General features: G+C 69.8%; 24 protein-coding genes. 12 read left to right on the forward strand and 12 right to left on the reverse strand.

Annotation, left to right across the window (positions count from 1 at the left end):
* Window positions 1-2 precede the first annotated feature (2 nt).
* A complete protein-coding gene (locus POF73_RS26525) occupies window positions 3-851 on the reverse strand; it encodes an ABC transporter permease (RefSeq protein ID WP_272120267.1) in 849 nt (282 codons plus the stop codon).
* A complete protein-coding gene (locus tag POF73_RS26530) occupies window positions 848-1,846 on the reverse strand; it encodes an ATP-binding cassette domain-containing protein (RefSeq protein ID WP_272120270.1) in 999 nt (332 codons plus the stop codon). The genes POF73_RS26525 and POF73_RS26530 overlap by 4 nt, the downstream gene beginning before the upstream one ends.
* Window positions 1,847-2,120: 274 nt before the next feature.
* Between POF73_RS26530 and POF73_RS26535 the strand changes: the two genes are divergently transcribed.
* Window positions 2,121-3,101: an NAD(P)H-quinone oxidoreductase gene (locus tag POF73_RS26535; protein WP_272120272.1), complete on the forward strand. Its 981-nt coding sequence runs from the start codon at window positions 2,121-2,123 to the stop codon at window positions 3,099-3,101.
* Window positions 3,102-3,144: 43 nt separating this feature from the next.
* Here the strand turns inward: POF73_RS26535 and POF73_RS26540 are convergent, their stop codons facing one another.
* Window positions 3,145-4,170, reverse strand: a complete 1,026-nt coding sequence (locus tag POF73_RS26540; protein ID WP_272120274.1) for a hypothetical protein — start codon at window positions 4,168-4,170, stop codon at window positions 3,145-3,147.
* Window positions 4,171-4,249: 79 nt separating this feature from the next.
* Between POF73_RS26540 and POF73_RS26545 the strand changes: the two genes are divergently transcribed.
* Both POF73_RS26545 and POF73_RS26550 read left to right on the forward strand, forming a co-directional pair.
* A complete protein-coding gene (locus POF73_RS26545) occupies window positions 4,250-4,810 on the forward strand; it encodes a PadR family transcriptional regulator (protein ID WP_272120276.1) in 561 nt (186 codons plus the stop codon).
* 86 nt (window positions 4,811-4,896) lie between these two features.
* Complete coding sequence (locus tag POF73_RS26550; protein WP_272120279.1) at window positions 4,897-5,439, forward strand: bacterial proteasome activator family protein; 543 nt, start codon at window positions 4,897-4,899, stop codon at window positions 5,437-5,439.
* 133 nt (window positions 5,440-5,572) lie between these two features.
* On the opposite strand, the gene POF73_RS26555 is transcribed toward POF73_RS26550, so the two are convergent.
* Window positions 5,573-7,240 (reverse strand): Stk1 family PASTA domain-containing Ser/Thr kinase, encoded by a 1,668-nt coding sequence (locus POF73_RS26555; protein WP_272120281.1) that lies wholly within the window; start codon window positions 7,238-7,240, stop codon window positions 5,573-5,575.
* 352 nt (window positions 7,241-7,592) lie between these two features.
* Here POF73_RS26555 and POF73_RS26560 point away from each other — a divergent pair, with 352 nt between their 5' ends.
* The 4 genes from POF73_RS26560 to POF73_RS26575 all read left to right on the forward strand — a co-directional run bounded on the left by POF73_RS26560 (window position 7,593) and on the right by POF73_RS26575 (window position 13,229).
* Window positions 7,593-9,149: a protein kinase domain-containing protein gene (locus POF73_RS26560; protein WP_272120283.1), complete on the forward strand. Its 1,557-nt coding sequence runs from the start codon at window positions 7,593-7,595 to the stop codon at window positions 9,147-9,149.
* A 469-nt stretch (window positions 9,150-9,618) separates the two neighbouring features.
* Window positions 9,619-10,797 carry a pyruvate dehydrogenase (acetyl-transferring) E1 component subunit alpha gene (gene pdhA / locus POF73_RS26565; protein ID WP_272120285.1) on the forward strand — a complete coding sequence of 393 codons (1,179 nt, stop codon included), beginning with the start codon at window positions 9,619-9,621 and terminating at the stop codon, window positions 10,795-10,797.
* Between the two features lies 1 nt (window position 10,798).
* Window positions 10,799-11,779, forward strand: a complete 981-nt coding sequence (locus tag POF73_RS26570; RefSeq protein WP_272120288.1) for an alpha-ketoacid dehydrogenase subunit beta — start codon at window positions 10,799-10,801, stop codon at window positions 11,777-11,779.
* Between the two features lie 10 nt (window positions 11,780-11,789).
* On the forward strand, window positions 11,790-13,229 hold the full coding sequence (locus POF73_RS26575; RefSeq protein ID WP_272120290.1) for a dihydrolipoamide acetyltransferase family protein: 1,440 nt from the start codon (window positions 11,790-11,792) through the stop codon (window positions 13,227-13,229).
* Window positions 13,230-13,313: 84 nt separating this feature from the next.
* Here POF73_RS26575 and POF73_RS26580 read toward each other — a convergent pair whose 3' ends face one another.
* Window positions 13,314-14,252, reverse strand: coding sequence for a D-alanyl-D-alanine carboxypeptidase family protein (locus POF73_RS26580; protein ID WP_272120292.1), 939 nt, complete (start codon window positions 14,250-14,252; stop codon window positions 13,314-13,316).
* Window positions 14,253-14,528: 276 nt separating this feature from the next.
* Between POF73_RS26580 and POF73_RS26585 the strand changes: the two genes are divergently transcribed.
* Window positions 14,529-15,074, forward strand: a complete 546-nt coding sequence (locus tag POF73_RS26585) for a hypothetical protein (protein WP_272120294.1) — start codon at window positions 14,529-14,531, stop codon at window positions 15,072-15,074.
* A 104-nt stretch (window positions 15,075-15,178) separates the two neighbouring features.
* On the opposite strand, the gene POF73_RS26590 is transcribed toward POF73_RS26585, so the two are convergent.
* Window positions 15,179-16,087 (reverse strand): D-alanyl-D-alanine carboxypeptidase family protein, encoded by a 909-nt coding sequence (locus tag POF73_RS26590; RefSeq protein ID WP_272120296.1) that lies wholly within the window; start codon window positions 16,085-16,087, stop codon window positions 15,179-15,181.
* A 212-nt stretch (window positions 16,088-16,299) separates the two neighbouring features.
* Between POF73_RS26590 and POF73_RS26595 the strand changes: the two genes are divergently transcribed.
* Together POF73_RS26595 and POF73_RS26600 are read left to right on the forward strand one after the other, a co-directional pair.
* Complete coding sequence (locus tag POF73_RS26595) at window positions 16,300-16,962, forward strand: GntR family transcriptional regulator (protein WP_272120299.1); 663 nt, start codon at window positions 16,300-16,302, stop codon at window positions 16,960-16,962.
* Window positions 16,959-18,275, forward strand: a complete 1,317-nt coding sequence (locus tag POF73_RS26600; protein WP_272120301.1) for an MFS transporter — start codon at window positions 16,959-16,961, stop codon at window positions 18,273-18,275. Before POF73_RS26595 ends, POF73_RS26600 begins: the two co-directional genes overlap by 4 nt.
* A 52-nt stretch (window positions 18,276-18,327) precedes the next feature.
* On the opposite strand, the gene POF73_RS26605 is transcribed toward POF73_RS26600, so the two are convergent.
* Both POF73_RS26605 and POF73_RS26610 read right to left on the reverse strand, forming a co-directional pair.
* Window positions 18,328-19,098 (reverse strand): SAM-dependent methyltransferase, encoded by a 771-nt coding sequence (locus POF73_RS26605; RefSeq protein ID WP_272120303.1) that lies wholly within the window; start codon window positions 19,096-19,098, stop codon window positions 18,328-18,330.
* A 195-nt stretch (window positions 19,099-19,293) separates the two neighbouring features.
* Window positions 19,294-20,118 (reverse strand): maleylpyruvate isomerase family mycothiol-dependent enzyme, encoded by an 825-nt coding sequence (locus tag POF73_RS26610; RefSeq protein WP_272120305.1) that lies wholly within the window; start codon window positions 20,116-20,118, stop codon window positions 19,294-19,296.
* Window positions 20,119-20,320: 202 nt separating this feature from the next.
* Here POF73_RS26610 and POF73_RS26615 point away from each other — a divergent pair, with 202 nt between their 5' ends.
* Window positions 20,321-21,118 (forward strand): carbon-nitrogen family hydrolase, encoded by a 798-nt coding sequence (locus tag POF73_RS26615; RefSeq protein ID WP_272120307.1) that lies wholly within the window; start codon window positions 20,321-20,323, stop codon window positions 21,116-21,118.
* Window positions 21,119-21,165: 47 nt separating this feature from the next.
* Here POF73_RS26615 and POF73_RS26620 read toward each other — a convergent pair whose 3' ends face one another.
* Window positions 21,166-21,663, reverse strand: a complete 498-nt coding sequence (locus POF73_RS26620) for an LURP-one-related/scramblase family protein (RefSeq protein WP_272120310.1) — start codon at window positions 21,661-21,663, stop codon at window positions 21,166-21,168.
* A gap of 159 nt (window positions 21,664-21,822) precedes the next feature.
* On the opposite strand from POF73_RS26620, the gene POF73_RS26630 reads away from it, so the two are divergent.
* Entirely contained in the window at window positions 21,823-21,972 is a 150-nt protein-coding gene (locus POF73_RS26630; RefSeq protein ID WP_272120467.1) for a hypothetical protein, read from the forward strand.
* Here POF73_RS26630 and POF73_RS26635 read toward each other — a convergent pair.
* The 3 genes from POF73_RS26635 to POF73_RS26645 all read right to left on the reverse strand — a co-directional run bounded on the left by POF73_RS26635 (window position 21,960) and on the right by POF73_RS26645 (window position 25,537).
* Window positions 21,960-22,211 (reverse strand): DUF6458 family protein, encoded by a 252-nt coding sequence (locus tag POF73_RS26635; protein WP_272120312.1) that lies wholly within the window; start codon window positions 22,209-22,211, stop codon window positions 21,960-21,962. The genes POF73_RS26630 and POF73_RS26635 overlap by 13 nt on opposite strands.
* A 66-nt stretch (window positions 22,212-22,277) precedes the next feature.
* Window positions 22,278-23,576, reverse strand: coding sequence for a M18 family aminopeptidase (locus POF73_RS26640; protein WP_272120314.1), 1,299 nt, complete (start codon window positions 23,574-23,576; stop codon window positions 22,278-22,280).
* A gap of 134 nt (window positions 23,577-23,710) precedes the next feature.
* A complete protein-coding gene (locus POF73_RS26645; protein WP_272120455.1) occupies window positions 23,711-25,537 on the reverse strand; it encodes an acyl-CoA dehydrogenase in 1,827 nt (608 codons plus the stop codon).
* Between the last annotated feature and the right edge of the window lie 43 nt (window positions 25,538-25,580).

A 25,580-nucleotide genomic window follows, 5' to 3' on the forward strand; every position in this document is an offset into this window, starting at 1 on the left:
GGCTACTTGCGGTTGTACAGCCGCATCGTGATCGGCCCGAAGACCAGCACGAACAGGCCCGCCCAGCCCAGCGACCAGGCGACCTCGCCCGTCGGCCAGTCGCCCGCCATCAACCCGCGTACGGCCGAGGACAGATGGGTGATCGGGCTGTTGTTGACGAAGGCCTGGAGCCAGCCCGGCATGGTCTTCGGGTCGACGAAGACGTTGGACAGGAAGGTCAGCGGGAAGATCACCATCATGCTGACGCCCATCACCGACTTCTCGGAGCGCAGCATCAGCCCGAACATCGTCCAGATCCACGAGAACGCGAAGGAAAAGGCCACCAGCAGCGCGATCCCGGCGAGCACTCCGGCCACGCCGCCGTCCGGGCGGTAGCCCAGGATGATGCCGACGGTGAGCATCACGACGGAGGCGATGGTGTAGCGCAGGGCGTCGCCGAGCAGATAGCCGACCATCGTCGACGGCCGCCAGATGGGCAGCGAACGGAAGCGGTCGAAGACACCCTTCTCGATGTCGGTGTTCACCGAGACGCCGGTGTACATCGTGATCATCACGACCGACATCACGAGGATGCCCGGCAGCAGGAACTGGATGTACTCCTTCGGCGACCCGGCCAGGGCGCCCCCGAACAGGTACGTGTACATCAGCACCATCATGATCGGGAACGCGGTGACGTCGAAGAGCTGCTCCGGGACGTGCTTGATCTTGAGGATCGCCCGCCAGCCGAAGGTCAGCGAGGCCGACCAGGCACTCGGACGCGGCGGCCGCTGACCGCCGACGAGCAGCGCGGCCAGCGACTCGGCGCTGACGGGGGCCAGATCCTGGGTGTCGGTGCTCGTCGCGGTGCTCATGCCGCCACCTCGTCCTTCGGGCTGTGGGTGTCGTGTCCGGTGAGGGCGAGGAACACCTCGTCCAGGCTGGGCTGCCCCAGCGAGAAGTTGTCCACGGTGACACCGCCGCGGGCCAGTTCGCCGAGCGCCCGGGCGGCCTGCTCGGCGGCGATGCCACTGGTCGCGGTGGAGACCCGGGCGGTCAGGGCGACCGGGTCGGGCTCCAGCTGCACCTGCGCGTCCAGGGTGCGGCGCAGCACCTCGGCCGCCTCGGGCCGCTGCTCCGCGTCCCGCAGCCGTACATGCACGGAACCGGCGCCGACCGAGGCCTTCAGCTCGCCCTTCGTCCCCTCGGCGATGACCTTGCCGTGGTCGATGACGGCGATACGGGACGCCAGTTGGTCGGCCTCGTCCAGATACTGCGTGGTCAGCAGCACGGTGGTGCCCTGCGCGACGACCGCGCGGACGATGTCCCACACCTGGTTGCGGCTGCGTGGGTCGAGACCGGTCGTCGGCTCGTCGAGGAAGAGCAGGTCGGGAGTGTTGAGGATGGACGCGGCGATGTCGATACGGCGCCGCATGCCGCCGGAGTAGTTCTTGACCTGCTTTCCGGCCGCCTCCGTCAGTCCGAAGGCCTCCAGGAGCTGCGCGGAACGCTCCCGCGCGGCCTGCTTGCCGTGCCCGAGTAGCCGGCCCAGCAGGACCAGGTTCTCGGTGCCGGTGAGGTCCTCGTCCACGGAGGCGTACTGGCCGGTGAGGCTGACCCGGCCGCGCACCTCGTCGGCCTCGCGGACGACGTCGTGCCCGAAGACATGGGCCTCGCCGCCGTCGGGTCGCAGGAGGGTGGCGAGCATCTTCACCGTGGTGGTCTTGCCGGCGCCGTTCGGGCCGAGGACGCCGTAGACCGCGCCGGCCGGAACCGCGAGGTCCACGCCGTCGACGGCCCGTGTCTCACCGAACGTCTTCACCAGGCCGGCGGTCTCGATGGCGAGACCGGACGTCGTCTGCGTGCTCATGCTTCGGGTCCTTCCGAGTGGTCCTTCCGCGTTCCTGGGCTACGCATGGAGAGACCTTCACGGTCACGCAAACTCATCGGTCACGCACAGGGATTTCTCGCGGGATCCGCTCAAGGACGGGAGAGGGATCCGCTCAAGCACGGGAGAGGGATCCGCTCAAGCACGGGAGGGGACCCGCCCAAGGACGGAAGGGAATGGGGCCGGAGACCGAGGAGTCCGGGGACCGAGGAGGGAGGAGTCCGGGGACCGAGGGGTGAGGAGTAGCGTCCTGGCCATGCATGCGATCACGATTCCCGAACCTGGTGGGCCCGAGGCGCTGGTGTGGGACGAGGTCCCCGATCCCGTGCCCGGCGAGGGCGAGGTACTGGTCGAGGTGGCGGCCGGGGCCGTCAACCGCGCCGACATCCTGCAACGGCAGGGCTTCTACAACCCGCCGCCCGGCGCCTCCCCCTACCCCGGCCTGGAGTGCTCCGGCCGCATCGCCGAGCTCGGCCCCGGTGTCTCCGGCTGGGCCGTCGGCGAGGAGGTGTGCGCGCTGCTCGCGGGCGGCGGCTACGCCGAGAAGGTCGTCGTACCGGCCGGTCAGCTACTGCCCGTGCCCAAGGGCGTGAGCCTGACGCAGGCCGCCGCGCTGCCCGAGGTGGTCTGCACGGTCTGGTCCAACGTGTTCATGGTCGCCCACCTGCGCCCCGGCGAGACGCTGCTCACGCACGGCGGCTCCAGCGGCATCGGCACCATGGCCATCCAGCTCGCCAAGGCCGTCGGCGCCAAGGTCGCCGTCACCGCGGGCTCCAAGGAGAAGCTGGACCGGTGTGCAGAGCTGGGCGCCGACATCCTGGTCAACTACCGGGAACAGGACTTCGTCGCCGAGGTCAAGAAGGCCACCGACGGGGCCGGCGCCGACGTCATCCTCGACAACATGGGCGCCAAGTACCTCGACCGCAACATCCAGACCCTCGCCGTCAACGGGCGCCTCGCGATCATCGGTATGCAGGGCGGCGTCAAGGGTGAGCTCAACATCGGCGCGCTGCTGGCCAAGCGCGGCGCCGTCAGCGCGACCTCGCTGCGGGCCCGTCCGCTCGCCGAGAAGGCGGCGATCGTCGCAGCCGTACGCGAGCATGTGTGGCCCCTGCTGGATGCCGGCCACGTCCGTCCGGTCGTCGACCGCGAGCTCCCGATGAACGAGGCGGCCGAGGCGCACCGGGTCGTGGAGGAGAGCGGCCATGTCGGGAAGGTGCTGCTCGTCGTGCCGTAGGTGTGCGGGTCGGCGGTCTGTCCGATCCTCCTGAAGGCACCCGCTAGCCGCGTCGCAGCCGTAGACCGACGAAGGCCAGGCCCAGACCGAGTCCGATCAGCACCAGTCCCGCGCCGAGGGGCAGGATCTGCAGTACGGGCTCGGTGGGGTCCGCGGCATGTGGCACGGGATGCCGTACGGGTTGGCCGGGCGGGGCGGACGGGCCGGTGGCGGCGTCCCGGGCGGGGTCGTCGGAGGCACCCGCGCTCTCGGGCGCGCTCCCGCCGTCGTCCTCGCCCTCCGCCTCGCGCGACGTCGAGCCGTCCCGCTCCTCGTCCCTCTCACGGCGGTCCCGCCCGCCCCGCTTCGCCTCGTCGTCCTCCAGCGGCCCCTTCTCGCGCCCCGGCCGCTTGCGCCCCTCACCCGCCCGGCTGCCGGCCCGGGACGGGTCGTCGGAGGGGTCGGGGCGGGAGCTCACGGGCCCGTGAGCGGGAGAGAGCGACGTCTGCGGCTCGCCGGACTCGCCGGACTCGCCGGAACCAGCGGATTCCCGGGGCTCCCCGGCCCCCTCCGGCTTCCCGGACCCCTCGTCCGACTCCTCGGGTGCCTCGGAGGGGACGGAGGCACCCTCGGACGCGTCACCGGAGTCGGAGGAAGGCCGGGAGGCCATGGAGGACCCGGAGGAATCGGAGGCGTCGGAGGACTTCCCGGAAGAGCCCTCGGAAGAACTCCCGGCCGAGTCCCCCGATGAACCCTTGGCGGAGTCCCCCGAAGAACCCTTGGCGGAATCCCCGGCTTCCCCGCCTTCCCCGGCGGCCTCCGTGGGATCCCCCGTAGGCCCGGACGGCCGACCCCAGGACGCGGAGGCGGACGCGGCCGTGGCGCCGACGGAAGCCCCGGGCCCTGCCGCGCCGTGCAGCCCCTCGACGCCGTACGACACCCCAGCCCCGCACAGCCCCACGATCACCCCCATCCCCACCCCGACCAGCACTCTCCCCGCACACGGCGAGGGGACGAGGGCCCGCGGACCACCGAAGGCGGCGCGCGGCCGCACCCGTCGCTTGCGCACCACGGTCGGCCATGGAGTCATGGCACCCACCCTCACAGCACCCCGCACACCCGGCATTCCGGACTCCGCCACCCGACCGAATTCGGCGCACAATCCGGTTATGTCGATACGACACGGGCTGCTGGCGCTCCTGGAACCCGGCGCCCGCTACGGCTCGCGGCTGCGCACCGAGTTCCAGGCACGCACGGGCGGGACCTGGCCGCTGAACATCGGGCAGGTCTACACGACCCTCGGCCGGCTGGAGCGGGACGGCCTGGTCGTCCAGGACGGCGTCGACGAGGCGGGGCGGGTGCTCTACGCACTGACGGAGGCGGGCCGCGTCGAGCTGCGGGCCTGGTACACACGGCCCGTGCAGCGGTCGAGTCCGCCCCGCGACGAGCTGGCGATCAAGCTGGTGATGGCGGTCGGGGCGCCCGGCGTCGACGTACGCGAGGTCGTGGGAGCGCAGCGCAGGCACGTGGCCGAGGCCCTGCACGGCTACGTGCGGCAACGGGCCGAGGCGCTGGCCCGGGCGCACGAGCACCCGCAGGAGATGGCCCGGCTGCTCGTCCTGGAGCAGCTCGTCTTCCACGCCGAGGCGGAGAGCCGCTGGCTCGACGTCTGTGAGGTGCGGCTGCTGCGGCTGAGCGGGGACGGAGGGGTCGCGGGGGCGTCGGACTGACGGAAAGTCCCGCATCGTAAACGGTGGATCTCACCCCACCGGGGGCACCACGATGATGAGCTGTACGGGTGCGAGAGAATGGCGGCATGGAGATGCCGAGGAACGACAGGCAGCCCGAGCACCCCCAGATCCTGGTCGTGGGCCAGGACGGGATGGCACTCAGCGGCGGCAACGGAGACGAGGACTCCCGCGAGATCCCGGTGACGGAGCAGGTCGAGCAGCCTGCGAAGGTCATGCGGATCGGCAGCATGATCAAGCAGCTGCTCGAAGAGGTGCGCGTGGCTCCCCTGGACGAGGCGAGCCGGGTCCGGCTGAAGGAGATCCACGCCAGCTCGGTGAAGGAGCTGGAGGACGGCCTGGCCCCGGAACTCGTCGAGGAGCTGGAGCGGCTCTCCCTGCCGTTCACGGACGAGGCGACCCCGAGCGACGCGGAACTGCGGATCGCGCAGGCCCAGTTGGTCGGCTGGCTGGAGGGCCTCTTCCACGGCATCCAGACCACGCTCTTCGCCCAGCAGATGGCGGCGCGGGCCCAGCTGGAGCAGATGCGCCGCGCCCTGCCGCCGGGAGTCGGCGGCCACGAGGACGGCGAACCCATCCAGGGCGGCCGCGCGGGAGGACCGTACCTGTAACCACCGCCCCCCCGATACGCCAAGGGCCCGGCAGCCGAAGCTGCCGGGCCCTTTCACATCACGGGTCACATCACGGGTCACATCACGGCTCACATGACGGCTCGGATCACGGCCGCCAAAGATGTGACAGGTGTCACTCCGGGTTGCCCGTCGAGACCTCGAACGTGATCGTCGGCGGGTTGTCGGGGTCGAAGTCCTCGCGTGCCTTGGGCGTCTGCCGCATGACGGTGCCCTGGCCGAACGTGTTCTCGTTCACGTCCTTCTTCACGAACTTCCACTTCGCGGCGTTGAGGCACTCGACGACCGACGGCCAGTACTTGAACGTGAAGTCCGGCAGCTGCACCTGGTCGGGGTTGAGATACGACTCCTGCGGTTCGGTGCACTCGGTCGTCTCGATCGTCTTCGAGCTGTCGCCCTCGCGGTACCCCGCGGCCTTCGTGATCGAGGGCGTCGCGCTGGTGCCACCGCTGCCGCCCCCGTCGTCCTCGGTGCCGCCGCCGTTCAGCGTCAGCGCCGCGATCAGGCCGCCCACCGCGACGATGGACACGATGATCGAGCCGATGATCACCGGCCGGTTGTTCTTCCCGCCGCCCGAAGTGCCGGGCCGCTGGGGCGAGATGGTGTACGGCGGCGGGGTCGCGTGGGCCTGCTGCGGGGCGTACCCGGCCGGCGGCGTCTGGTACCCGGCCGGCGCCGGCGTCTGGTACCCGGGCTGCTGGGGCTGCTGCGGGTAGCCGTACGCCGGCGAGGGCATCGACGGCGGCGGGGTGCCGTACGGCGCCGGGGGCGGGGTCTGCTGGTACGGCGTCTGGACGGGGCCCGCGGGCGGGGGCGTCTGGCCGACCGGCGGGAACACCGCGGCGCCGACGCCCTGGCCGCTCTGCGTGTGCGCGCCGGGCACGATGCTCGGCGGGGCCGCCTGGAAGGACGCGGCCACCCGCTGGCACTCCTCGCGCATGGCGTCGGCGCTCGGGAAGCGTTCGTTCGGATTCTTCTTCAGCGCACGGGCGACCAGCGCGTCCACGGCCGGCGGCAGGGCGCGGTTGATCGAGGACGGAGCCACCGGCTCCTCCTGCACATGCGCGTACGCGATCGCCAGCGGCGAGTCCGCGTCGAACGGCAGCCGTCCGGTGACGAGTTGGAACAGCATGATGCCGACCGAGTACAGGTCGGAGCGGGCGTCGACCGCCTTGCCGAGGGCCTGTTCCGGCGAGAGGTACTGCGGGGTGCCGACCACCATGCCGGTCTGTGTCATCGACGTCACACCGGACTGCATGGCCCGCGCGATGCCGAAGTCCATCACCTTGACCACGCCACGCTTGTTCAGCATCACGTTGCCCGGCTTGATGTCCCGGTGGACCAGCCCCATCTCGTGGCTGATCTCCAGCGCCGCGAGCACGTCCGCGGTGATCTTCAGCGCCTTGTCGACGGGCACCGCGCCGAACTGCCGCACGTCCTCGTCGAAGACCGAGCTCAGCGGCCGGCCCTCGATGTACTCCATGACGATGTACGGCGTCGTCATCCCGTCGAGGCTGTCCTCGCCGGTGTCGAAGACGGAGACGATATTGGTGTGCGTGAGCTTCGCCACGGCCTGGGCCTCGCGCCGGAAGCGCTCGCGGAACGCCTGCTCACGGCCGAGCTCGGTGTGCAGCGTCTTGATCGCGACCTGCCGGTCGAGCACGCTGTCGTACGCGAGGTGCACCGAGGCCATGCCGCCCTCGCCGAGCAAGTCGCGCAGCTGATAGCGGTTGCCGGCGAGTGACCGACCCGCGTACCGGTCCTGCGCGCCGTCCTGGCTCATGTTCTGCGTCCCCCGTAGCCTCTTGGGCACCTGCGGTTGCCGTGGATCGGGTGATCCGCGTGATCCAATGTGCTATTCCCGGCCAAGTCTGCCCCACGGCACTGACAGGTCAAGCACGGTGCCCGATCCGTGACCGTACGCGAAAGAAGCGCCGCGGAAGCGTTACAGGGGCAGTACCGCCGGCACACAGAATTTGCACGAGGAGCCGGGGTACCGGTTTGATGGCCGGTCCGGCTCCTTCCGGTTTGGGGCGACCGTCTCGGACCGACGGCTTGCGCGGAGGCTGTAGCGTGGCCGACGGAGACCGTAACAACACCGCGCGCACCGCGGGCAGAAACGACGGCGAGGACTGATGGCACAGCAGCAGCGCGCTCAGGGCCCGTCCGACCCCGAGGCGGCTGGCGGCGGTATGTCAGACGCGCCGGAAATGTGGGGTAACGGCGGACTTGTCGGGGACGGCCGTTATCGGCTGACCCGCAGACTCGGCCGGGGCGGCATGGCCGAGGTGTTCGCGGCCGAGGACGTGCGTCTCGGGCGCACCGTGGCGGTCAAGCTGCTGCGTTCCGACCTCGCCGAGGACCCGGTGTCCAAGGCCCGCTTCACGCGCGAGGCCCAGTCGGTGGCCGGCCTCAACCACCATGCGATCGTGGCCGTTTACGACTCCGGCGAGGACGTCGTGGGCGCGCACAGCGTGCCGTACATCGTCATGGAGATCGTCGAGGGCCGCACCATCCGCGACCTCCTCCTCAACGCCGAGGCGCCCGGCCCCGAGCAGGCCCTGATCATCGTCTCCGGTGTTCTGGAGGCCCTCGCCTACTCGCACCAGCACGGCATCGTGCACCGTGACATCAAGCCCGCCAACGTCATCATCACCAACAACGGCGCCGTGAAGGTGATGGACTTCGGCATCGCGCGTGCCCTGCACGGCGCGCAGTCGACGATGACGCAGACCGGCATGGTCATGGGCACCCCGCAGTACCTCTCCCCGGAGCAGGCGCTCGGCAAGGCGGTCGACCACCGCTCCGACCTGTACGCGACGGGCTGCCTCCTCTACGAACTCCTCGCGCTGCGCCCGCCGTTCACCGGTGAGACCCCGCTGTCGGTGGTCTACCAGCACGTCCAGGACATCCCGACCCCGCCGTCCGAGGTCTCCGACGCGGTGCCGCCGGAGCTCGACGGCCTGGTCATGCGCTCGCTCGCCAAGGAGCCGGACGACCGCTTCCAGACCGCCGAGGAGATGCGCGGCCTCGTCCAGTACGGCCTGCAGATGCTGTACGACCAGGGCGGCCACACCGGCACCTGGAACACCGGCCCGGTCGCCATGCACGACGGCCGGCACACCCCGGCCGCGGGCTTCGCGAACACGACCGTCATGGGGCACCCCCATGACTCCGGTTCCGGTACGACGCAGATCCCGCAGCCGATCCTGCCGAACAGGTACGGCGGCGGGGACGACGACGGCTTCGAGGGGCACGGCAACCGGGGCAGCGGCCGCGGCAGGCTGTGGATCCTCGCCGTCCTCGCGGTGATCGCCATCGCGGCGGGTGTCGCGTGGGCGGTGAACAACGCCGGCGGTGAGGGCGGAGGCAAGGGCACCAAGCAGACGCCGACCACCTCGCAGACCACCGACGAGAACAAGGCCTCCGAGACGCCGAGCGACGAGCCGACCGAGGAGCCCACCGAGGAGGTCACCGACGACGGCACGGGCACGGGCACCGACCCGACCTACGAGCCGACCGAGGACCCCACGTACGAGCCGACCCAGGATCCGACGTACGAGCCGACCGAGGACCCGACGACGGCCGAGCCGACCGAGGAGCCCACGGAGGAGCCCACCGAGGAGCCGACGGAGGAGCCCACCGACCCGGCGACGCTGCCCACGGCGCCGACGGACGGCGCCGCGGGCTGACGGCCCCCGCCGCCGAGCGGCAAGAACCCCCACGCGCGCGTGCGGCCCGGAAACGGGCTCCACGCGCGCGTGCCGTTTACCGGCGGAGTCGAACGTCCGGCGGAGCCCGAACCCGGCCCTGTGTGAGACCGGCGTCACACGACTTCGGTGATCCCGCTCTCGGTGACTCTTCCCGTGACCTGGGTCACCGATATAACGTGCCGTTGTTCCGGCCCCCTGCAAGGCTGTGACCAGGACTTGTTCCGGACTTTCGCGATTTACTTGGAAATCCAAGCAAAATCGCAGGTCAGGAGGGGTTTCACAGAAATGTGGAGCACTGGGTAACGTGCCTTTTGCAGGGCGCTCGCCGGGGCACCTGTCACGCCTGTCCCCCAATGAGCCGCACCCCACCCCGTGCGTCCGTAGGGCTTCAGGTGAGCCGCACTGGCACCCGGCGAACCCGGGTAGCCGGACCGACGGAGGAGCACACGTGACCGTGGAGAGCACTGCCGCGCGGAAACCGCGACGCAGCGCCGGTACCAAGAGCACGGCCGGCAAGCGCACGACCGCAACGAAAACCGCGAGCAAGGACCCCGAGCTCGTACAACTGCTGACGCCCGAGGGCAAGCGCGTCAAGAACGCCGAGTACGACAAGTACGTCGCCGGCATCACCCCCGAAGAGCTCCGCGGCCTCTACCGCGACATGGTGCTCACCCGCCGCTTCGACGCCGAGGCCACCTCCCTGCAGCGCCAGGGCGAGCTGGGCCTGTGGGCGTCGCTGCTCGGCCAGGAGGCCGCCCAGATCGGCTCCGGCCGGGCCACCCGCGAGGACGACTACGTCTTCCCGACCTATCGCGAGCACGGCGTCGCCTGGTGCCGCGGGGTCGACCCCACCAACCTGCTGGGCATGTTCCGCGGCGTGAACAACGGCGGCTGGGACCCCAACAGCAACAACTTCCAGCTCTACACGATCGTCATCGGCTCCCAGACGCTGCACGCCACCGGCTACGCGATGGGCATCACCAAGGACGGCGCCGACAGCGCGGTCATCGCCTACTTCGGCGACGGCGCCTCCAGCCAGGGCGACGTGGCCGAGTCCTTCACCTTCTCCGCGGTCTACAACGCCCCCGTGGTGTTCTTCTGCCAGAACAACCAGTGGGCGATCTCCGAGCCGACCGAGAAGCAGACCCGGGTGCCGCTCTACCAGCGCGCGCAGGGCTTCGGCTTCCCCGGCGTCCGTGTCGACGGCAACGACGTCCTGGCCTGCCTGGCCGTGACGAAGTGGGCGCTGGAGCGTGCCCGCGGCGGCGAGGGCCCGACGCTGGTCGAGGCGTACACGTACCGCATGGGCGCCCACACCACCTCCGACGACCCCACCAAGTACCGGGCCGACGAGGAGCGCCAGGCCTGGGAGGCGAAGGACCCGATCCTGCGCCTTCGCCGCTATCTGGAGGCCTCAAACCACGCGGACGAGGGATTCTTCGCGGAACTGGAGGCCGAGAGCGAGGCGTTGGGCAAACGAGTGCGCGAAGCGGTCCGCGCCATGCCGGACCCGGACCACTTCGCCATCTTCGAGAACGTGTACGCGGACGGGCATGCGCTCGTCGACGAGGAGCGCGCCCAGTTCGCCGCCTACCAGGCGTCGTTCTCGGACGTGGAGGGGGTCTGACATGGCAGCGGACAAGATGGCCCTGGCCAAGGCGATCAACGAGTCGTTGCGCCGCGCCCTGGACACGGACCCCAAGGTCGTCATCATGGGCGAGGACGTCGGCAAGCTCGGCGGCGTCTTCCGTGTGACGGATGGCCTCCAGAAGGACTTCGGCGAGAGCCGTGTCATCGACACCCCGCTCGCCGAGTCGGGCATCGTCGGCACCGCGATCGGCCTGGCCCTGCGCGGCTACCGCCCGGTCGTGGAGATCCAGTTCGACGGTTTCGTCTTCCCGGCGTACGACCAGATCGTCACGCAGCTCGCGAAGATGCACGCCCGCTCGCTGGGCAAGGTCAAGCTGCCGGTCGTCGTCCGGATCCCCTACGGCGGCGGCATCGGCGCGGTCGAGCACCACTCGGAGTCCCCGGAGGCGCTCTTCGCGCACGTGGCGGGCCTGAAGATCGTGTCGCCGTCCAACGCCTCCGACGCGTACTGGATGATGCAGCAGGCCATCCAGAGTGACGACCCGGTGATCTTCTTCGAGCCCAAGCGGCGCTACTGGGACAAGGGCGAGGTCAACACCGAGGCCATCCCGGGCCCGCTGCACAAGGCGCGGGTCGTCCGCGAGGGCGCCGACCTCACGCTGGCCGCCTACGGCCCGATGGTGAAGCTCTGCCAGGAGGTCGCCGACGCGGCCGCCGAGGAGGGCCGGAACCTGGAGGTTGTGGACCTGCGCTCGGTCTCCCCGATCGACTTCGACTCCATCCAGGCCTCCGTCGAGAAGACCCGCCGACTGGTCGTGGTCCACGAGGCCCCGGTGTTCTTCGGCTCGGGCGCGGAGATCGCCGCCCGGATCACGGAGCGCTGCTTCTACCACCTGGAGGCCCCGGTGCTGCGGGTGGGCGGCTATCACGCCCCGTATCCGCCGGCGCGTCTGGAGGAGGAGTACCTGCCGGGCCTGGACCGGGTGCTCGACGCCGTCGACCGTGCCCTGGCGTACTGAGGAGAGGGTCGTGACGACGATGACTGAAGCGTCCGTGCGCGAGTTCAAGATGCCCGACGTGGGCGAGGGACTCACCGAGGCGGAGATCCTCAAGTGGTACGTCCAGCCGGGCGACACGGTCACCGACGGCCAGGTGGTGTGCGAGGTCGAGACGGCCAAGGCGGCCGTGGAACTGCCCATCCCGTACGACGGGGTGGTCCGTGAGCTGCACTTCCCCGAGGGCACGACGGTGGACGTCGGTATGGCGATCATCGCGGTGGACGTGGCGGGCGGGACGGCGCCTGCCGCCGAGGCACCCGCCGCGCAGCCGGAGGTCCCCGCGCAGCCGGAGGCCCCCGCGGAGGAGCCCAAGCCGGAGGGCTCGGGCCGCCAGCCGGTGCTGGTCGGCTACGGCGTCGCCCAGACCTCCACGAAGCGCCGCCCGCGCAAGGGGGCCGAGGGTGCGCGGCAGGAGCCGGCGGCTCAGGCCCTGCAGTCCGAGCTGAACGGGCACGGTCCCGCGGTGGCGGCGGGGCACGGTCCCGCGGCGGAGGTGGCGCCGCCCCGCCCGCTGGCGAAGCCCCCGGTGCGCAAGCTGGCGAAGGACCTGGGCGTCGACCTGGCCACGGTGACGCCGACCGGCCCCGACGGCATCATCACGCGCGAGGACGTACACGCGGCGGCGGCCCCGGTCGCCGAGCCGGTGCCGCAGGCCGCTCCGGTCACCGCACCGGCCACCGCTCCGGCGCCGCCGGCCACGTACGACACGGCGCGTGAGACCCGTATCCCGGTCAAGGGCGTCCGCAAGGCGACGGCGGCGGCGATGGTCGGCTCGGCGTTCACGGCGCCGCATGTCACGGAGTTCGTGACGGTGGACGTGACGCGCACGATGAAGCTGGTCGAGGAGCTCAAGGAGGACAAGGAGTTCGCGGGCCTGCGCGTGAACCCCCTGCTGCTCATCTCCAAGGCCCTGCTGGTCGCGATCAAGCGCAACCCCGACGTCAACGCGTCCTGGGACGAGGCGAACCAGGAGATCGTGCAGAAGCACTACGTCAACCTGGGCATCGCGGCGGCGACCCCGCGCGGCCTGATCGTCCCGAACATCAAGGACGCCCACGCCAAGACACTTCCGCAACTGGCCGAGTCGCTCGGCGAGTTGGTGTCGACGGCACGGGACGGCAAGACCACGCCGGCCGCGATGCAGGGCGGCACGGTCACCATCACCAACGTCGGCGTCTTCGGCGTCGACACCGGCACGCCGATCCTCAACCCTGGCGAGTCCGCCATCCTCGCGGTCGGCGCGATCAAGCTCCAGCCGTGGGTCCACAAGGGCAAGGTGAAGCCGCGTCAGGTCACCACCCTGGCCCTGAGCTTCGACCACCGCCTGGTGGACGGCGAGCTGGGATCCAAGGTCCTGGCGGACGTGGCGGCGATCCTGGAACAGCCGAAGAGGCTGATCACCTGGGCGTGACGCGCCGGTCAGGGACGGGCTGAGCGCTGAAGGGGCGGCCGCGAGATCGTATTGCGGCCGCCCCACCTGCATGTCCGGGTCGGGTCAGTCCCGCTGGGCCCCCGACGGCAGGGTGCGCAGCTGCATCGTGGCGGCAGAGCTGGAGCCGAAGGCGTAGTCCATCAGCTTGGCGGCGTCGGTGAAGCGGTACTGGTCGTTGAGGAGGACGCCGACGACCGACTTGCCGTCGCGGGTGCCGGCGAAGACGAGGCAGGGGCCGGCCGGGGTGTTGGTGCCGGTCTTCACTCCGGTCGCGCCGCTGTAGGAGCCCAGCAGCTTGTTCGTGTTGTACCAGGTGTAGGTGCGGGTGCCGCCGGTGCTGGTGGACGCGTACGTCACCGTCTTCGTGCGCTTCACGATGCCGGTGAACGTCGAGTACTTCATCGCGCTGCGCGTGAGCTTGGCGAGGTCGCGCGGGGTCGTGTAGTTCGTGTTCTGCGTCGAGTTGCCGTCGAACGAGTCGAAGTGGGTGTTCGTCAGGCCGAGGTCCTTGGCCTTGGTGTTCATCTTGCCGATGAAGGACTTGGTGCGCGCCGAGACCGTCGTACCCGTGCCGAAGGTGTCCGCGAGGGCCATCGCCGCGTCGCAGCCGGACGGCAGCAGCATCGCGTGCAGCAGCTGGCGGATGGTGACCTTGTCGCCGGTCTTCAGGTCCGCGCTGCTGGCACCCCTGGCGGCGACGTAGTCGCGGTAGGCCTGCTTGACGGTGATCTTGCGGTCGAGGTCCAGGCCGGTGGTGCTCAGGACGACCCGGGCCGTCATGATCTTGGTGGTGCTCGCCATCGGCCGCTTGGTGTCGCCGTACTTGCTGTAGAGGGTGGAGCCCGTCGCACTGTTGAGCATGAACGCGCCCTTGGCGCTGACCGTGGGGGCGGTCGCCGCCTGGGCGGGCGCGCTGAGGGCGCCGCCCGCCAGCAGCGCGCCGGTCGTGGCGACGACGGCTGCGGCCCTGCGGAAACGTACGCCCTTGATGCCGGTTATCACTATGAACGCTCCGAATATGCGCGATGCCCAGGGAGGGCACCACCGAATTGGAGGGGGGAGGCTCTCGGGAGACTGCTGTGGGGCGTGAAGGGTTGTATGGCGGAAGGGAAATCACCGAAAAGAATCGGCCAGCATGTGTGGATCTGGACAAGATCCCGTGGCTCATGTGCGCCCTTCTCGTGGCGACATATGATCGCTCCGTCGATCGGTCGACCAGCCGTTCGATTCGGATGGTCATCAGTCGTCCGACAAACACGGGGAATTTGGGGGAAACTCATGAAGGTCGCAAAGTCTCTCAGCGCACTCGCGCTCGCCGGCGGCATTCTCGCCGGAGGCATCGCGTTCGCCTCTCCGGCGGCCGCCGTCAGCTCGTGCTCGGACTCCTTCGCGCACCAGTTCAACATCATCTTCCCGGGCCAGAAGCCCGCGACGACCTACTACATCGAGAACTGCGCCGACGTCACCTCGGGGAAGGTGACCGCGTCGAGCTCGGTGAGCTGGAACATCGTCGACGACCAGGTGATCGACAACAGCAAGAGATTCACCTCGTTCAAGATCACGACGAGGGTCGAGTCGCGCGACGACTCGGGCGCCACCGACAAGATCGTGGCGTCGAAGACGTGCGACTGGACGTCGCTGTTCAACGCCAACTACTCCGGTCCCGGGGAGGTCACCCCCGCGAGCGTCTGCACCGTGCCGTCGGTGACGTACGACAAGAACCTGTACTGGTCCTCGGACTCGACGGTCGTCTACGACATCGAGGGTGACGGCAAGGGTGCCATCACCAAGCAGCTGGTCGGCTCGCCGCTGATGCACGGCTGAGTCCGGCAGTCGGGTCGTAGGCGGGTCGCAGACAGACCGCCGAACAGGCCGAGGGGCCTGCCGCGTGCGTGCGGCAGGCCCCTCGGTGTGTCTCCTCGCCGGTGTCAGCCGAGCTTTGCGAAGCCGTAGTTCATCATCTTCTTCGCGTCCGTCTCGCGCTGGGCGACCGAGGTCGAGGCGAGCACGGTGCCGATGACGGTCTTGCCGTTCCGGGTGGCGGCGAAGACCAGGCAGAACTTGGCCTCCGGGCCGGAGCCGGTCTTCACGCCGATCGTGCCGCTGTAGCCGTTGAGCAGCCCCTTGTTGGTGTTCTCCCACGGCGCCATGGTGCGGACGCTGCCGGACTTGGTGATCGTCTTGGCGGTGTACTTCTTCGTCTTGACGATCGTGCGGAACATCGAGTTCTTCATCGCGCTGCTGGCGATCTTCGTCAGGTCGCGCGGCGTCGAGTAGTTCGAGCCCTTGCCGATGCCGTCGAAGGAATCGAAGTGCGTGTTCGTCAGGCCGAGGTTCTTCGCGGCCGTGTTCATCTTGCCGATGAACGACTTCACGCGCGCGGCCCGCGTCGAGCCCGTGCCGAACTTGTCGGCGAGGGCGTACGCGGCGTCGCAGCCGGACGGCAGCATCAGGCCGTACAGCAGCTGGCGCACGGTGACCTTGTCGCCGACGATCAGCTTGGCGTTGGAGGCCCAGTCGTTCGCGACGATGTAGTCGCTGTACGCCTTCTGGATCGTCACCTTGGCGTCAAGGTTGAGGTTCGGCTGCGACAGCACGACCTTGGCGGTCATGATCTTGGTCGTGGAACCGGTGGAGCGCTTGGTGTCCGCGGCCTTGGTGTACAGCGACTTGCCGTTCGCGTTGTTCATCACGTAGCCGCCCTTGGCGGCGATCGAGGGCGCGGTGGCGGCCTGCGCGGGCATGGCGGAGAGGACCGCGCCCGCGAGCATGGCGCCGGTGGTCACGGCGACAGCGCTTGCCCTGCGGAGACGGCTGCCCTGGATGTCGGTTATCAACGGAAGTACCCCGATTGCTTCGAATGCCCCTGATGTGCGGTCCAGTTGAAGTGTGGCGGCCCGGGAGGTGAGCGGGGCTGAGAGGTGAGCGGGACCGCACATGCGTGACACGTAATTAGCACAGAAGGCTGTGTGGCGTTTGAGGCGGGGGTGCCCGTCCGGATCGTGGAACGGATGCATCCATGCGTACGTGTTGTATCTAAGATGTGCACATGCCCTCAGCGCCGCCCGCCCCGACCAAGCAGCCCCCCGCCGCCGACCGCGTCTACACCCACGTCAAACAGGGCGTACTGGAACGCCGTTACGAGGGTGGCACGCTGCTCACCGAGGGCGAACTCGCCGAGGCCGTAGGGGTGTCCCGCACCCCGGTGCGCGAGGCGCTGCTGCGGCTGGAGGTCGAGGGGCTGATCAAGCTCTACCCGAAGAAGGGAGCCCTGGTCCTGCCGGTCTCCGCACAGGAGATCAAGGACGTGGTGGAGACGCGGATGCTCGTCGAGGAGCACTCGGCGCGCAAGGCAGTCCCCGCGCCCCCCGGGCTCATCGCGCGCCTGGAGGAACTGCTCGCGCAGCAGAAGGCCCAGGCCGCCGCCGGCGACCTCGCCGGCGCAGCCGTCACCGACCGCTGCTTCCACGCGGAGATCGTCCGCAGCGGCGGCAACGAGATCCTGTCGCGGCTCTACGACCAACTGCGCGACCGGCAACTGCGGATGGGCGTCGCCGTCATGCACTCCCACCCCGACCGGATCGCCAAGACCCTCGCCGAGCACGAGGAGATCCTCGAAGCGCTGCGCTCCGGGGACACCGAGGCGGCCGTGGGCACCGTCCACCGGCACATCGGCTGGTTCTCGCACCTCGCGCGAGGTGAGGAGCGATGAGGCCCGCAACCGCACAGCCCGGCGGTCCTTCCCCGGAGGGGGCACCCCCAGGCGGCCGCCGAGCCGCCGCGGTCTGGGGCATTGGCGTCTCGGTCTACTTCGTCGCCGTCATCTTCCGGACGTCCCTCGGTGTCGCCGGCCTCGACGCGGCCGACCGCTTCGACGTGGGCGCCTCGGCCCTGTCGACGTTCTCGATCCTCCAACTGCTCGTGTACGCGGGCATGCAGATACCCGTCGGCCTCCTCGTCGACCGGCTCGGCACCAAGAAGGTGCTGGCCATCGGCACGGTGCTGTTCACCGCGGGCCAACTGGGCTTCGCCTTCTCGCCGTCGTACGGCACCGCCCTCGCCTCGCGCGCGCTGCTGGGCTGCGGTGACGCGATGACGTTCATCAGTGTGCTGCGGCTCGGCACCCGCTGGTTCCCGGCCCGGCGCGGCCCGCTGATCGCGCAGCTCGCGGGTCTGGCCGGCATGGCCGGCAACCTCGTCTCCACGCTGGTGCTGGCGCGGCTGCTGCACGGGGTGGGCTGGACGGCCGCGTTCGCGGGCAGCGCGGGCGCGGGCGCCGTCGTACTCGTGCTGCTGCTTCTGTTCCTGAAGGACCACCCCGAGGGCCACGAGCCGGCGCCGCTGCCGCACCAGGGCGCGGCGTACGTACGACGCCAGATCGCCACGTCCTGGCGGGAGCCCGGCACCCGGCTCGGGCTGTGGGTGCACTTCACGACGCAGTTCCCGGCGATGGTGTTCCTGCTGCTGTGGGGGATGCCGTTCCTGGTCGAGGCACAGGGGCTGTCCCGGGCGACGGCCGGTGAACTGCTCACCCTCGTCGTCCTGTCGAACATGGTCGTGGGCCTGGTCTACGGCCAGGTCGTCGCCCGGCACCACGAGGCACGGCTGCCGCTGGCGCTCGGCACCGTCGGTGCGACGGCGGTGGTGTGGGCGACGACGCTGGTCTGGCCCGGTGCGACGGCACCGATGTGGCTGCTGGTCGTGCTGTGCGCCGTGCTCGGGGCATGCGGGCCGGCCTCGATGCTCGGCTTCGACTTCGCGCGGCCGGCGAATCCGCCGGAGCGGCAGGGGACGGCGTCCGGCATCACCAACATGGGCGGGTTCGTCGCCTCGATGACGACGCTGTTCGCGGTCGGGGTGCTGCTGGACGCGAGCGGGGACGACTACTCGATCGCCTTCTCCGTGGTGTTCGTTCTCCAGGCGCTGGGAGTCAGCCAGATTCTGCGGCTGCGGAAGCGGGCGGCTCGCCGGGAGCGGGAGCGGTTGGTCGCGAGCAGGGTGGAGACGGTGCACGTTCCGGCGTGAGCCGGGAGCCCGCGACCCGACGGGCCGGAACGGGCGCCCGGCTCACGGGTGTTCAGAGGGCCGGGACGAGCGTGAGGTACGCGAGGCCCAGTACGCCGCGGTAGCTCATCCACTGGGCGCGGTGGCGGTCGAGGCGCTCGCGGGTCTCGGCGGCCAGGGGGTGGTCGGGGTGCCGGGCCAGCCATACCTCGGTGTCCGCCTGGTACGCCGACTCGAACTCCTCCCACTCGTCCGGGTTCGCCGTCTCGGTCCACTCGGGGCGGAAGCCGGCGGCGACCGCGAGGTCGAGGAGGGTGGCGAGGTCGTGGTGGTCGGCCGCGGCGGCCTGCGGCCACATGCCGGCGAGTTCGGTGGGGGTCGGAGGGCGCTGCCAGAAGCCCTCGCCGAGCAGTACGCGGCCGTTGTCGGTGACCAGGCGGCGTAGTTCGCGGAGCGCCTCGGCGGTGTGATGGGGCGGCTCGGTCGTGGTCAGGGCCTGGCTCGATCCGATACACAGGACGAGGTCGGCCGGGCCGCGGGAGGTTCCGGTGGCGGACTCCTCGATGAATTCGGCCCGTTGGGTCAGCCCTCTGGTCTCGGCGTTGTCGCGGGCACGGGCGAGGTCCTCGGTGTTGAGGTCCATGCCGAGTCCGGTCGCCTTCGGGGCGGCCGTCAGGACGCGGAGCATCAACTCGCCCCAGCCGCAGCCGATGTCCAGGACTGTGGTGGGATCCGTGCGTATGAGCCGCTGCACCATGCGGTCCGCCCGGGCTTCCGACAGGGGGCCGTGGAAGGTCAGGCGGGTGAGGCGTGGGGGGTGGCTGTGCGTGTCGGTGTTGGTCACGGCGGGACGTTAGCCATAGGTGGTGCGTGGGCGACAGCGGTTTTCGCCCCCGCCGCCCCTACCCGTCCCATCCCCAGGGGCGCTGCACCTTCGACCCCGCTGGGGCTGCCGCCCCAGGCCCCGCTTCGGCCCTGAAGGGGCCTTGTCCTCAAACGCCGGACGGGCTGAAAGGAGCGGACCGCCGTTGTCGTGGAACTACGGCGTCACCGTGAAGTTGCGCAGGATCGCGGTGGTCAGGCCCGTGTCTCCCTCCGCCTTCACGCGGTCCGTCACCGCCTCCGGTGTGACGCGGCCGCAGGCCAGGCGGACGTAGGTTTCCCAGTCGAGGGTGAGGGTGGCGGCGGGGCCGAGGGCGGGGGCCGTTTCGAGGGTGCCGCGGCCCTGGATGTCGATGCGGATGGTGCGCAGGAACTCGATCGGGCCGTGGACGTCGAAGACGATCGCCGAGCTGCGGGGTGCGTTGGCCTTGGTGGCGACGATGTCGGGCAGCTTGGCGAGGAGGGCGTCGCGGGCCACGTGGGCGCCGGGGGAGTCGAGGTTGCCGGGGCGGCCGAGGGCGGTGCGCAGGTCCTGTTCGTGCACCCAGACGTCGAAGGCGTGGCCCCGCATGGACTCTTCGAGAGTGAGCTCCGCGCCGAGCGGGCCGCGCACCTTCGTGCCGGGGTCGCGGGACTCGTTCCGCAGCTGGCGGTTGCGGCGGATGATCGTGTACTCCAGCTCGGACGTCATCTCCGGCGCCGTGTGATGGCGGCGGACGTCGACCTGCATCTCCATGTACCGCTGGTTGTCGTTGGTGACGTGGAAGAGGTCGCGCGGGAGCGTGTGGATGGGGCGCGGGTCGCCGAGCATCTCGCAGTCCAGGCCGATGACATGCGACACGACGTCGCGGACGGACCAGCCCGGGCACGGTGTCCGCCGGTTCCACTCACCCTCGACAAGCGGCGTCACCAGCTCGGATATCGCTTCGATGGAGTGGGTCCAGGCGTCGGCGTAGGGCTGGAGGGTGGGATGCAGACTCACGGAACGGGACCCCTCGGCGGTTGGTACGTCGGTACGCGGGCAGGTTGTGGCGTCGTTGCCAGTGGGCGGCGGCTGCTGTCGGCGGGTGTCTTGAAACGCTAAGTTACGCTGCTGTGAGGCACCCCGGCAGTGCTTTCGTGTGACGATCGTAGGCCCGTAGGGAAGCCCGTGTGGACCGCTCGAATGCCAGGACGGTGGTAGTGTGCGCGCCTCTTTGATCCAGATCGATGTCAATGAGGGCGAAACGGTCGAATCGCGCCGGGTGAGGACTGCCTCTCTCGTGCGGGAACAGGCCGGGGCGGCCGACCTCGTCGTCCTGCCCGAGCTGTGGACCACCGGGGCGTTCGCCTACGAGGAGTTCGCCGGTGAGGCCGAGCCGCTCGAAGGGCCGACGTACGAGGCGATGGCGAAGGCCGCGAGCGACGCGGGTGTGTGGCTGCACGCCGGGTCGATCCCGGAGAGGGACCCGGAGGGGCCGCTCTACAACACCTCTCTTGTCTTCTCCCCATCGGGTGATCTGGCCGCCGCGTACCGCAAGATCCATCGGTTCGGCTTCGACAAGGGTGAGGCCGTGCTGATGGGCGCGGGCGAGGACCTGGTGACGGTCCGGCTGCCCGAGACGACTCTTGGCGTGGCCACTTGCTACGACCTCCGTTTCCCCGAACTCTTCCGCGGCCTCGTCGACGCCGGCGCCGAGACCCTGGTCATTCCGGCGGGCTGGCCGGAGCGCCGCCGGGCGCACTGGACGCTGCTGGCTCAGGCGCGGGCGGTGGAGAACCAGGCGTTCGTGCTCGCCTGTGGAACGGCCGGGACGCATGCGGGAGTTCCGCAGGCCGGTCACTCGATCGTGGTCGATCCATGGGGCGAGGTGCTGGCGCAGGCCGACGCGGGGGAGCAGGTCCTCACGGTGGAGTTCGACCCGGCGAAGGTGGCGGCGACCCGGGAGCAGTTCCCGGCGCTGAAGGACAGGATGCTGGGGCTGGCGGCACCGCGCCGCTGACGCTCCCTCTCGTCAGTCACCCCTCTCACGTCAGTTGTCGTGTCACCTCAGTCGTCCCCGTGCTCCTTCTCCGCGAGGTGGATCACGCACACCGCCACCGCGATCAGCAGCGCCGGATCCGCGTCGTCGCGTACGACGTCCACGCCGTAGGTCTCCCGGATGTGCAGCCAGCGCCGGGAGACGACGGCCAGCAGTTCGCCGTCGTACTCGATGGCGAACTCCCGGTCGAGGATCTTGCCGCTGACGTCGAGTTCCGTGCTGCCGTCGGCCAGGGACACTCGGTAGTGGTTGCGCAGCAGGGACATCCGTTTGCGGCGGATCTTCGCGAGGGGCTGTCCGTCCCGCTCGATCACCATGGTGTCGCGCAGGGCGAGCATCTTCTGGTGGATGTCGATGAGGACGTGTCCCTGGGTGTCCTTCAGCTCGAAGGTGTCCCGCAGCCGCATCGCCTTGCCGTCGACGAGGAACACCTTGTTGCCCCGGTCGTCCTCGATCCAGTAGTCGTCACCGATGCCGAGGATCCGGTCGCGTACGAGGAATCTCATGAGACGAGGGGTTCCCCGCTGCCGGGTCCGAAACGCCGCCTGTAGGCCGACGGACTGAGCTCCGTCTCGCGCCGCACGCGCGCGTAGGTTCGCCGCCGTGCCGAGCCCGCTCCTGGCCACCACCACGTCCAGCCGCTCCTCCCCGCGCTCGCCCACCCGTTGCTGCGCCCACGCCAGGAGCGGCCCCAGCGAGAGCAGGACTGGGGCGGCCCGGTCCGTCTCACCGAGGGCGGCGCGGGCCGCCTGCCCCTGGTGCTCGCCGGAATGGACGGCGCGACGGACGAAGAGGCGGAGGGTCAGGCGCCGTAACCGTCGCTGTACCCGTCCCGCCGATGGTGGTGCCCCTCCTCGTCGACGACCGGCGTCGCGGGTGGCACCACTACGCGCCTGCGCCGGGCGATGCTGCTGAAGGTCGTGGTGCCGATCAGCCCCACGATCATCAGGATGATCCCGACCAGGTCGAGGTTGACCCCCTCCATCTCCCAGTCGGTCGCGAACGTGAGGATGGCTCCTGCGGCGATGAGGATGATGCATCCGCCGAGGCCCATGAGCGTCGCCTCCCTGTCCGGTGTCCGGTGCTTCCGGTCGGAGGCGAGTACCCCACCCTTGTCGAACTACCCTTCCAGGAACGCCACCAGAGAGTTCGCCAGCAGCCACGGGTCGTCCGCGCCGCACAACTCGCGCGCACTGTGCATCGACAGGATCGCCACGCCGATGTCGACGGTCTTGATGCCGTGCCGGGCCGCGGTGATCGGGCCGATGGTGGTGCCGCACGGCATGGAGTTGTTGGAGACGAAGGACTGGAAGGGGACGTCCGCCTTCTCGCAGGCCGCCGCCCACACCGCGCGGCCCGAACCGTCGGTCGCGTAGCGGTTGTTGACGTTGACCTTGAGGATCGGCCCGCCGTTGACGCGCGGGTGGTGCGTCGGGTCGTGGCGCTCGGCGTAGTTGGGGTGTACGGCGTGGCCCGTGTCCGACGACAGGCAGACCGTAGCCGCGAAGGCGCGCGCCCGGTCCTCGTACGATCCTCCGCGCGCGAACACCGAGCGCTCCAGGACGCTGCCCAGCAGCGGCCCGTCCGCACCCGTGTCGCTCTGCGAGCCGTTCTCCTCGTGGTCGAAGGCGGCCAGCACCGGGATGCACGGCAGCCCGGCGCCCGAGCCGGCCACCCCGGCCAGCGCCGCCGCACCCGCGTGCACCGAGAGCAGGTTGTCCATGCGCGGGCCCGCGACCAGCTCCTTGTCACGGCCCAGGTAGGCCGGTGCCTCCACGGAGTGGACCATCAGGTCCCAGCCGGTGACCTCGCCCGACGCCAGCCCGGCCGTCTCCTCCAGGAACGCGATCAGGTCGCCGTCGCGCACATCGTTGCCGAGACCCCAGATCGGCTGGAGGTGCCGCTGCTTGTCGAGCTTGAGCCCCTCCGCCGACACCGAGCGGTCCAGATGGATGGCGAGCTGGGGGACGCGCAGCAGCGGACGGTCCACGTTCACCAGCCGTGACGACCCGTCCCGCAGCGTCAGCCGGCCCGCGAGGCCGAGGTCGCGGTCGAGCCAGGAGTTGAGCAGCGGTCCGCCGTAGATCTCCACGGCGACCTGCCGCCAGCCGTGCGCCCCGCTGTCGGGCAGCGGTTTCACCCGCAGGTTGGGGGAGTCCGTGTGCGCCCCGACGATCCGGAACGGCGTGTGCGGCGCCGCGCCCTCGGGGACGTACCAGGCCACGATCGCGCCACCGCGCAGCACGTACTTTCCGCCGCTCGACCCGTCCCAGGCGTCCGTCTCCGCGACCTGCCTGAAGCCGGCCTTTTCCAGCCGCTCGGCGGTGTTCGCCACGGCGTGGTACGGCGACGGGCTCGCCGCCAGGAAGGACATGAGGTCGTCGGTGTGGCCGCGGTCGAAGCGGGGGGGTTCGCTCATGGGGTTCACCTTAACGACGTACGAGGGCCCGCTCCCGGTGAAGGAGAGCGGGCCGTCGTGAGGGCGATGTGGATTGTCCGTGAGTGACCGGAACGAGTGGCCGGAACTCAGCGGTACCGAGCGGTGCCGAGCGGTTAGAAGGCCGCCTCGTCCAGCTCCATCAGGTCCAGCTCGACACCCTCGGCGAGCTTGCGCGCACCGGTGACGCCCGGCAGGACGTTGGCCGCGAAGAACTTCGCCGCCGCGATCTTGCCCTGGTAGAAGGCCTTGTCCTTGGCGGAGGCCGAGCCCAGCTTCTCGGCGGCGACCGCGGCACCCTTGAGCAGCAGGTAGCCGACGACGACGTCACCGGAGGCCAGCAGCAGGCGGGTGGTGTTCAGACCGACCTTGTAGATGTTCTTGACGTCCTGCTCGGTGGCCGCGAGGTCGGTCAGCATCAGACCGACGATCGCCTCCAGCTCCACGGCCGCCTTGGCGAGCTGCTCGCGGGCGGTGCCGAGCTCCTCGCCGCCCTCACCGAGCGCCAGGAACTTCTTGATGTCCTCGGCGAGAGAGTTCAGCGCGGCGCCCTGGTTGCGGACGATCTTCCGGAAGAAGAAGTCCTGGCCCTGGATCGCCGTGGTGCCCTCGTACAGGGTGTCGATCTTGGAGTCACGGATGTACTGCTCGATCGGGTACTCCTGCAGGAAGCCGGAGCCGCCGAAGGTCTGCAGCGACTGGGCGAGCTGCTCGTAGCCCTTCTCGGAGCCGTAGCCCTTGACGATCGGCAGGAGCAGGTCGTTGAGCGCGTGCTCGGCCTTGGCGTCCTCGCCCGCCGCCTCCTTCACCGCGATCGCGTCCTGGATCGAGGCCGTGTAGAGGACGAGGGCGCGCATGCCCTCGGCGTACGCCTTCTGCGTCATCAGCGAGCGGCGGACGTCCGGGTGGTGCGTGATGGTGACCTTGGGCGCGGCCTTGTCCATGAAGTTCGCGAGGTCCGTGCCCTGGACGCGCTCCTTGGCGTACTCCAGCGCGTTCAGGTAGCCCGTCGAGAGCGTGGAGATCGCCTTCGTGCCGACCATCATGCGGGCGAACTCGATGATGCGGAACATCTGGCGGATGCCGTCGTGCTTGTCGCCGATCAGCCAGCCCTTGGCGGGGTGGCGGTCGCCGAAGGTCATCTCGCAGGTGTTGGAGGCCTTCAGGCCCATCTTGTGCTCGACGTTCGTGGCGTAGGCGCCGTTGCGCTCGCCCAGCTCGCCGGTCTCGAAGTCGAAGAGGTACTTCGGGACCATGAAGAGGGACAGGCCCTTGGTGCCGGGACCGGCACCCTCGGGACGCGCGAGGACGTAGTGGAGGATGTTCTCCTCCATGTCGTGCTCACCGGACGTGATGAAGCGCTTCACGCCCTCGATGTGCCAGGAGCCGTCCTCCTGCTGGATCGCCTTGGTGCGGCCGGCGCCCACGTCCGAACCGGCGTCCGGCTCGGTCAGCACCATGGTCGAACCCCAGGTCCGCTCCACGGCGATCTGCGCGATCTTCTTCTGGACGTCGTTGCCCTCGTCGTAGAGGATCCCGGCGAACGCCGGGCCGGAGGAGTACATCCACACGGCCGGGTTCGCGCCGAGGATCAGTTCCGCGTACGACCAGATCAGGGACGGCGGCGCGGTCGTGCCGCCGATCGCCTCGGGGACACCGAGACGCCAGTACTCGGAGTCCATGAAGGCCTTGTAGCTCTTCTTGAAGGACGCCGGGACCGGCGCGGTGTTGGTCTCCGGGTCGAAGACCGGGGGGTTGCGGTCGGCGTCCGCGAAGGACTCGGCCAGCTCGTTCTCGGCGAGCCGGGTCAGCTCCTCAAGGATGCTCTTCGCGGTGTCGACGTCCATCTCCTCGAACGGACCCGTGCCGTACAGCTTGTCGCGGCCGAGTACTTCGAAGAGGTTGAACTCGATGTCGCGAAGATTCGACTTGTAGTGCCCCATGGTGACGACTCCGTAGAGGGATCGGCGAGGCACTTGGATCCTC

Origin of the sequence: Streptomyces sp. HD (assembly GCF_028369295.1) — a bacterium.
In the GTDB taxonomy this organism is placed as follows: domain Bacteria; phylum Actinomycetota; class Actinomycetes; order Streptomycetales; family Streptomycetaceae; genus Streptomyces.

Bases quoted from the DNA above. Each gene is read 5' to 3' on its own strand.
- POF73_RS26525 (WP_272120267.1), bottom strand. From the start codon at position 851: ATGAGCACCGCGACGAGCACCGACACCCAGGATCTGGCCCCCGTCAGC.
- POF73_RS26530 (WP_272120270.1), bottom strand. From the start codon at position 1,846: ATGAGCACGCAGACGACGTCCGGTCTCGCCATCGAGACCGCCGGCCTG.
- POF73_RS26535 (WP_272120272.1), top strand. From the start codon at position 2,121: ATGCATGCGATCACGATTCCCGAACCTGGTGGGCCCGAGGCGCTGGTG.
- POF73_RS26540 (WP_272120274.1), bottom strand. From the start codon at position 4,170: ATGACTCCATGGCCGACCGTGGTGCGCAAGCGACGGGTGCGGCCGCGC.
- POF73_RS26545 (WP_272120276.1), top strand. From the start codon at position 4,250: ATGTCGATACGACACGGGCTGCTGGCGCTCCTGGAACCCGGCGCCCGC.
- POF73_RS26550 (WP_272120279.1), top strand. From the start codon at position 4,897: ATGGAGATGCCGAGGAACGACAGGCAGCCCGAGCACCCCCAGATCCTG.
- POF73_RS26555 (WP_272120281.1), bottom strand. From the start codon at position 7,240: ATGAGCCAGGACGGCGCGCAGGACCGGTACGCGGGTCGGTCACTCGCC.
- POF73_RS26560 (WP_272120283.1), top strand. From the start codon at position 7,593: ATGGCACAGCAGCAGCGCGCTCAGGGCCCGTCCGACCCCGAGGCGGCT.
- POF73_RS26570 (WP_272120288.1), top strand. From the start codon at position 10,799: ATGGCAGCGGACAAGATGGCCCTGGCCAAGGCGATCAACGAGTCGTTG.
- POF73_RS26585 (WP_272120294.1), top strand. From the start codon at position 14,529: ATGAAGGTCGCAAAGTCTCTCAGCGCACTCGCGCTCGCCGGCGGCATT.
- POF73_RS26595 (WP_272120299.1), top strand. From the start codon at position 16,300: ATGCCCTCAGCGCCGCCCGCCCCGACCAAGCAGCCCCCCGCCGCCGAC.
- POF73_RS26600 (WP_272120301.1), top strand. From the start codon at position 16,959: ATGAGGCCCGCAACCGCACAGCCCGGCGGTCCTTCCCCGGAGGGGGCA.
- POF73_RS26620 (WP_272120310.1), bottom strand. From the start codon at position 21,663: ATGAGATTCCTCGTACGCGACCGGATCCTCGGCATCGGTGACGACTAC.
- POF73_RS26635 (WP_272120312.1), bottom strand. From the start codon at position 22,211: ATGGGCCTCGGCGGATGCATCATCCTCATCGCCGCAGGAGCCATCCTC.
- POF73_RS26640 (WP_272120314.1), bottom strand. From the start codon at position 23,576: ATGAGCGAACCCCCCCGCTTCGACCGCGGCCACACCGACGACCTCATG.
- POF73_RS26645 (WP_272120455.1), bottom strand. From the start codon at position 25,537: ATGGGGCACTACAAGTCGAATCTTCGCGACATCGAGTTCAACCTCTTC.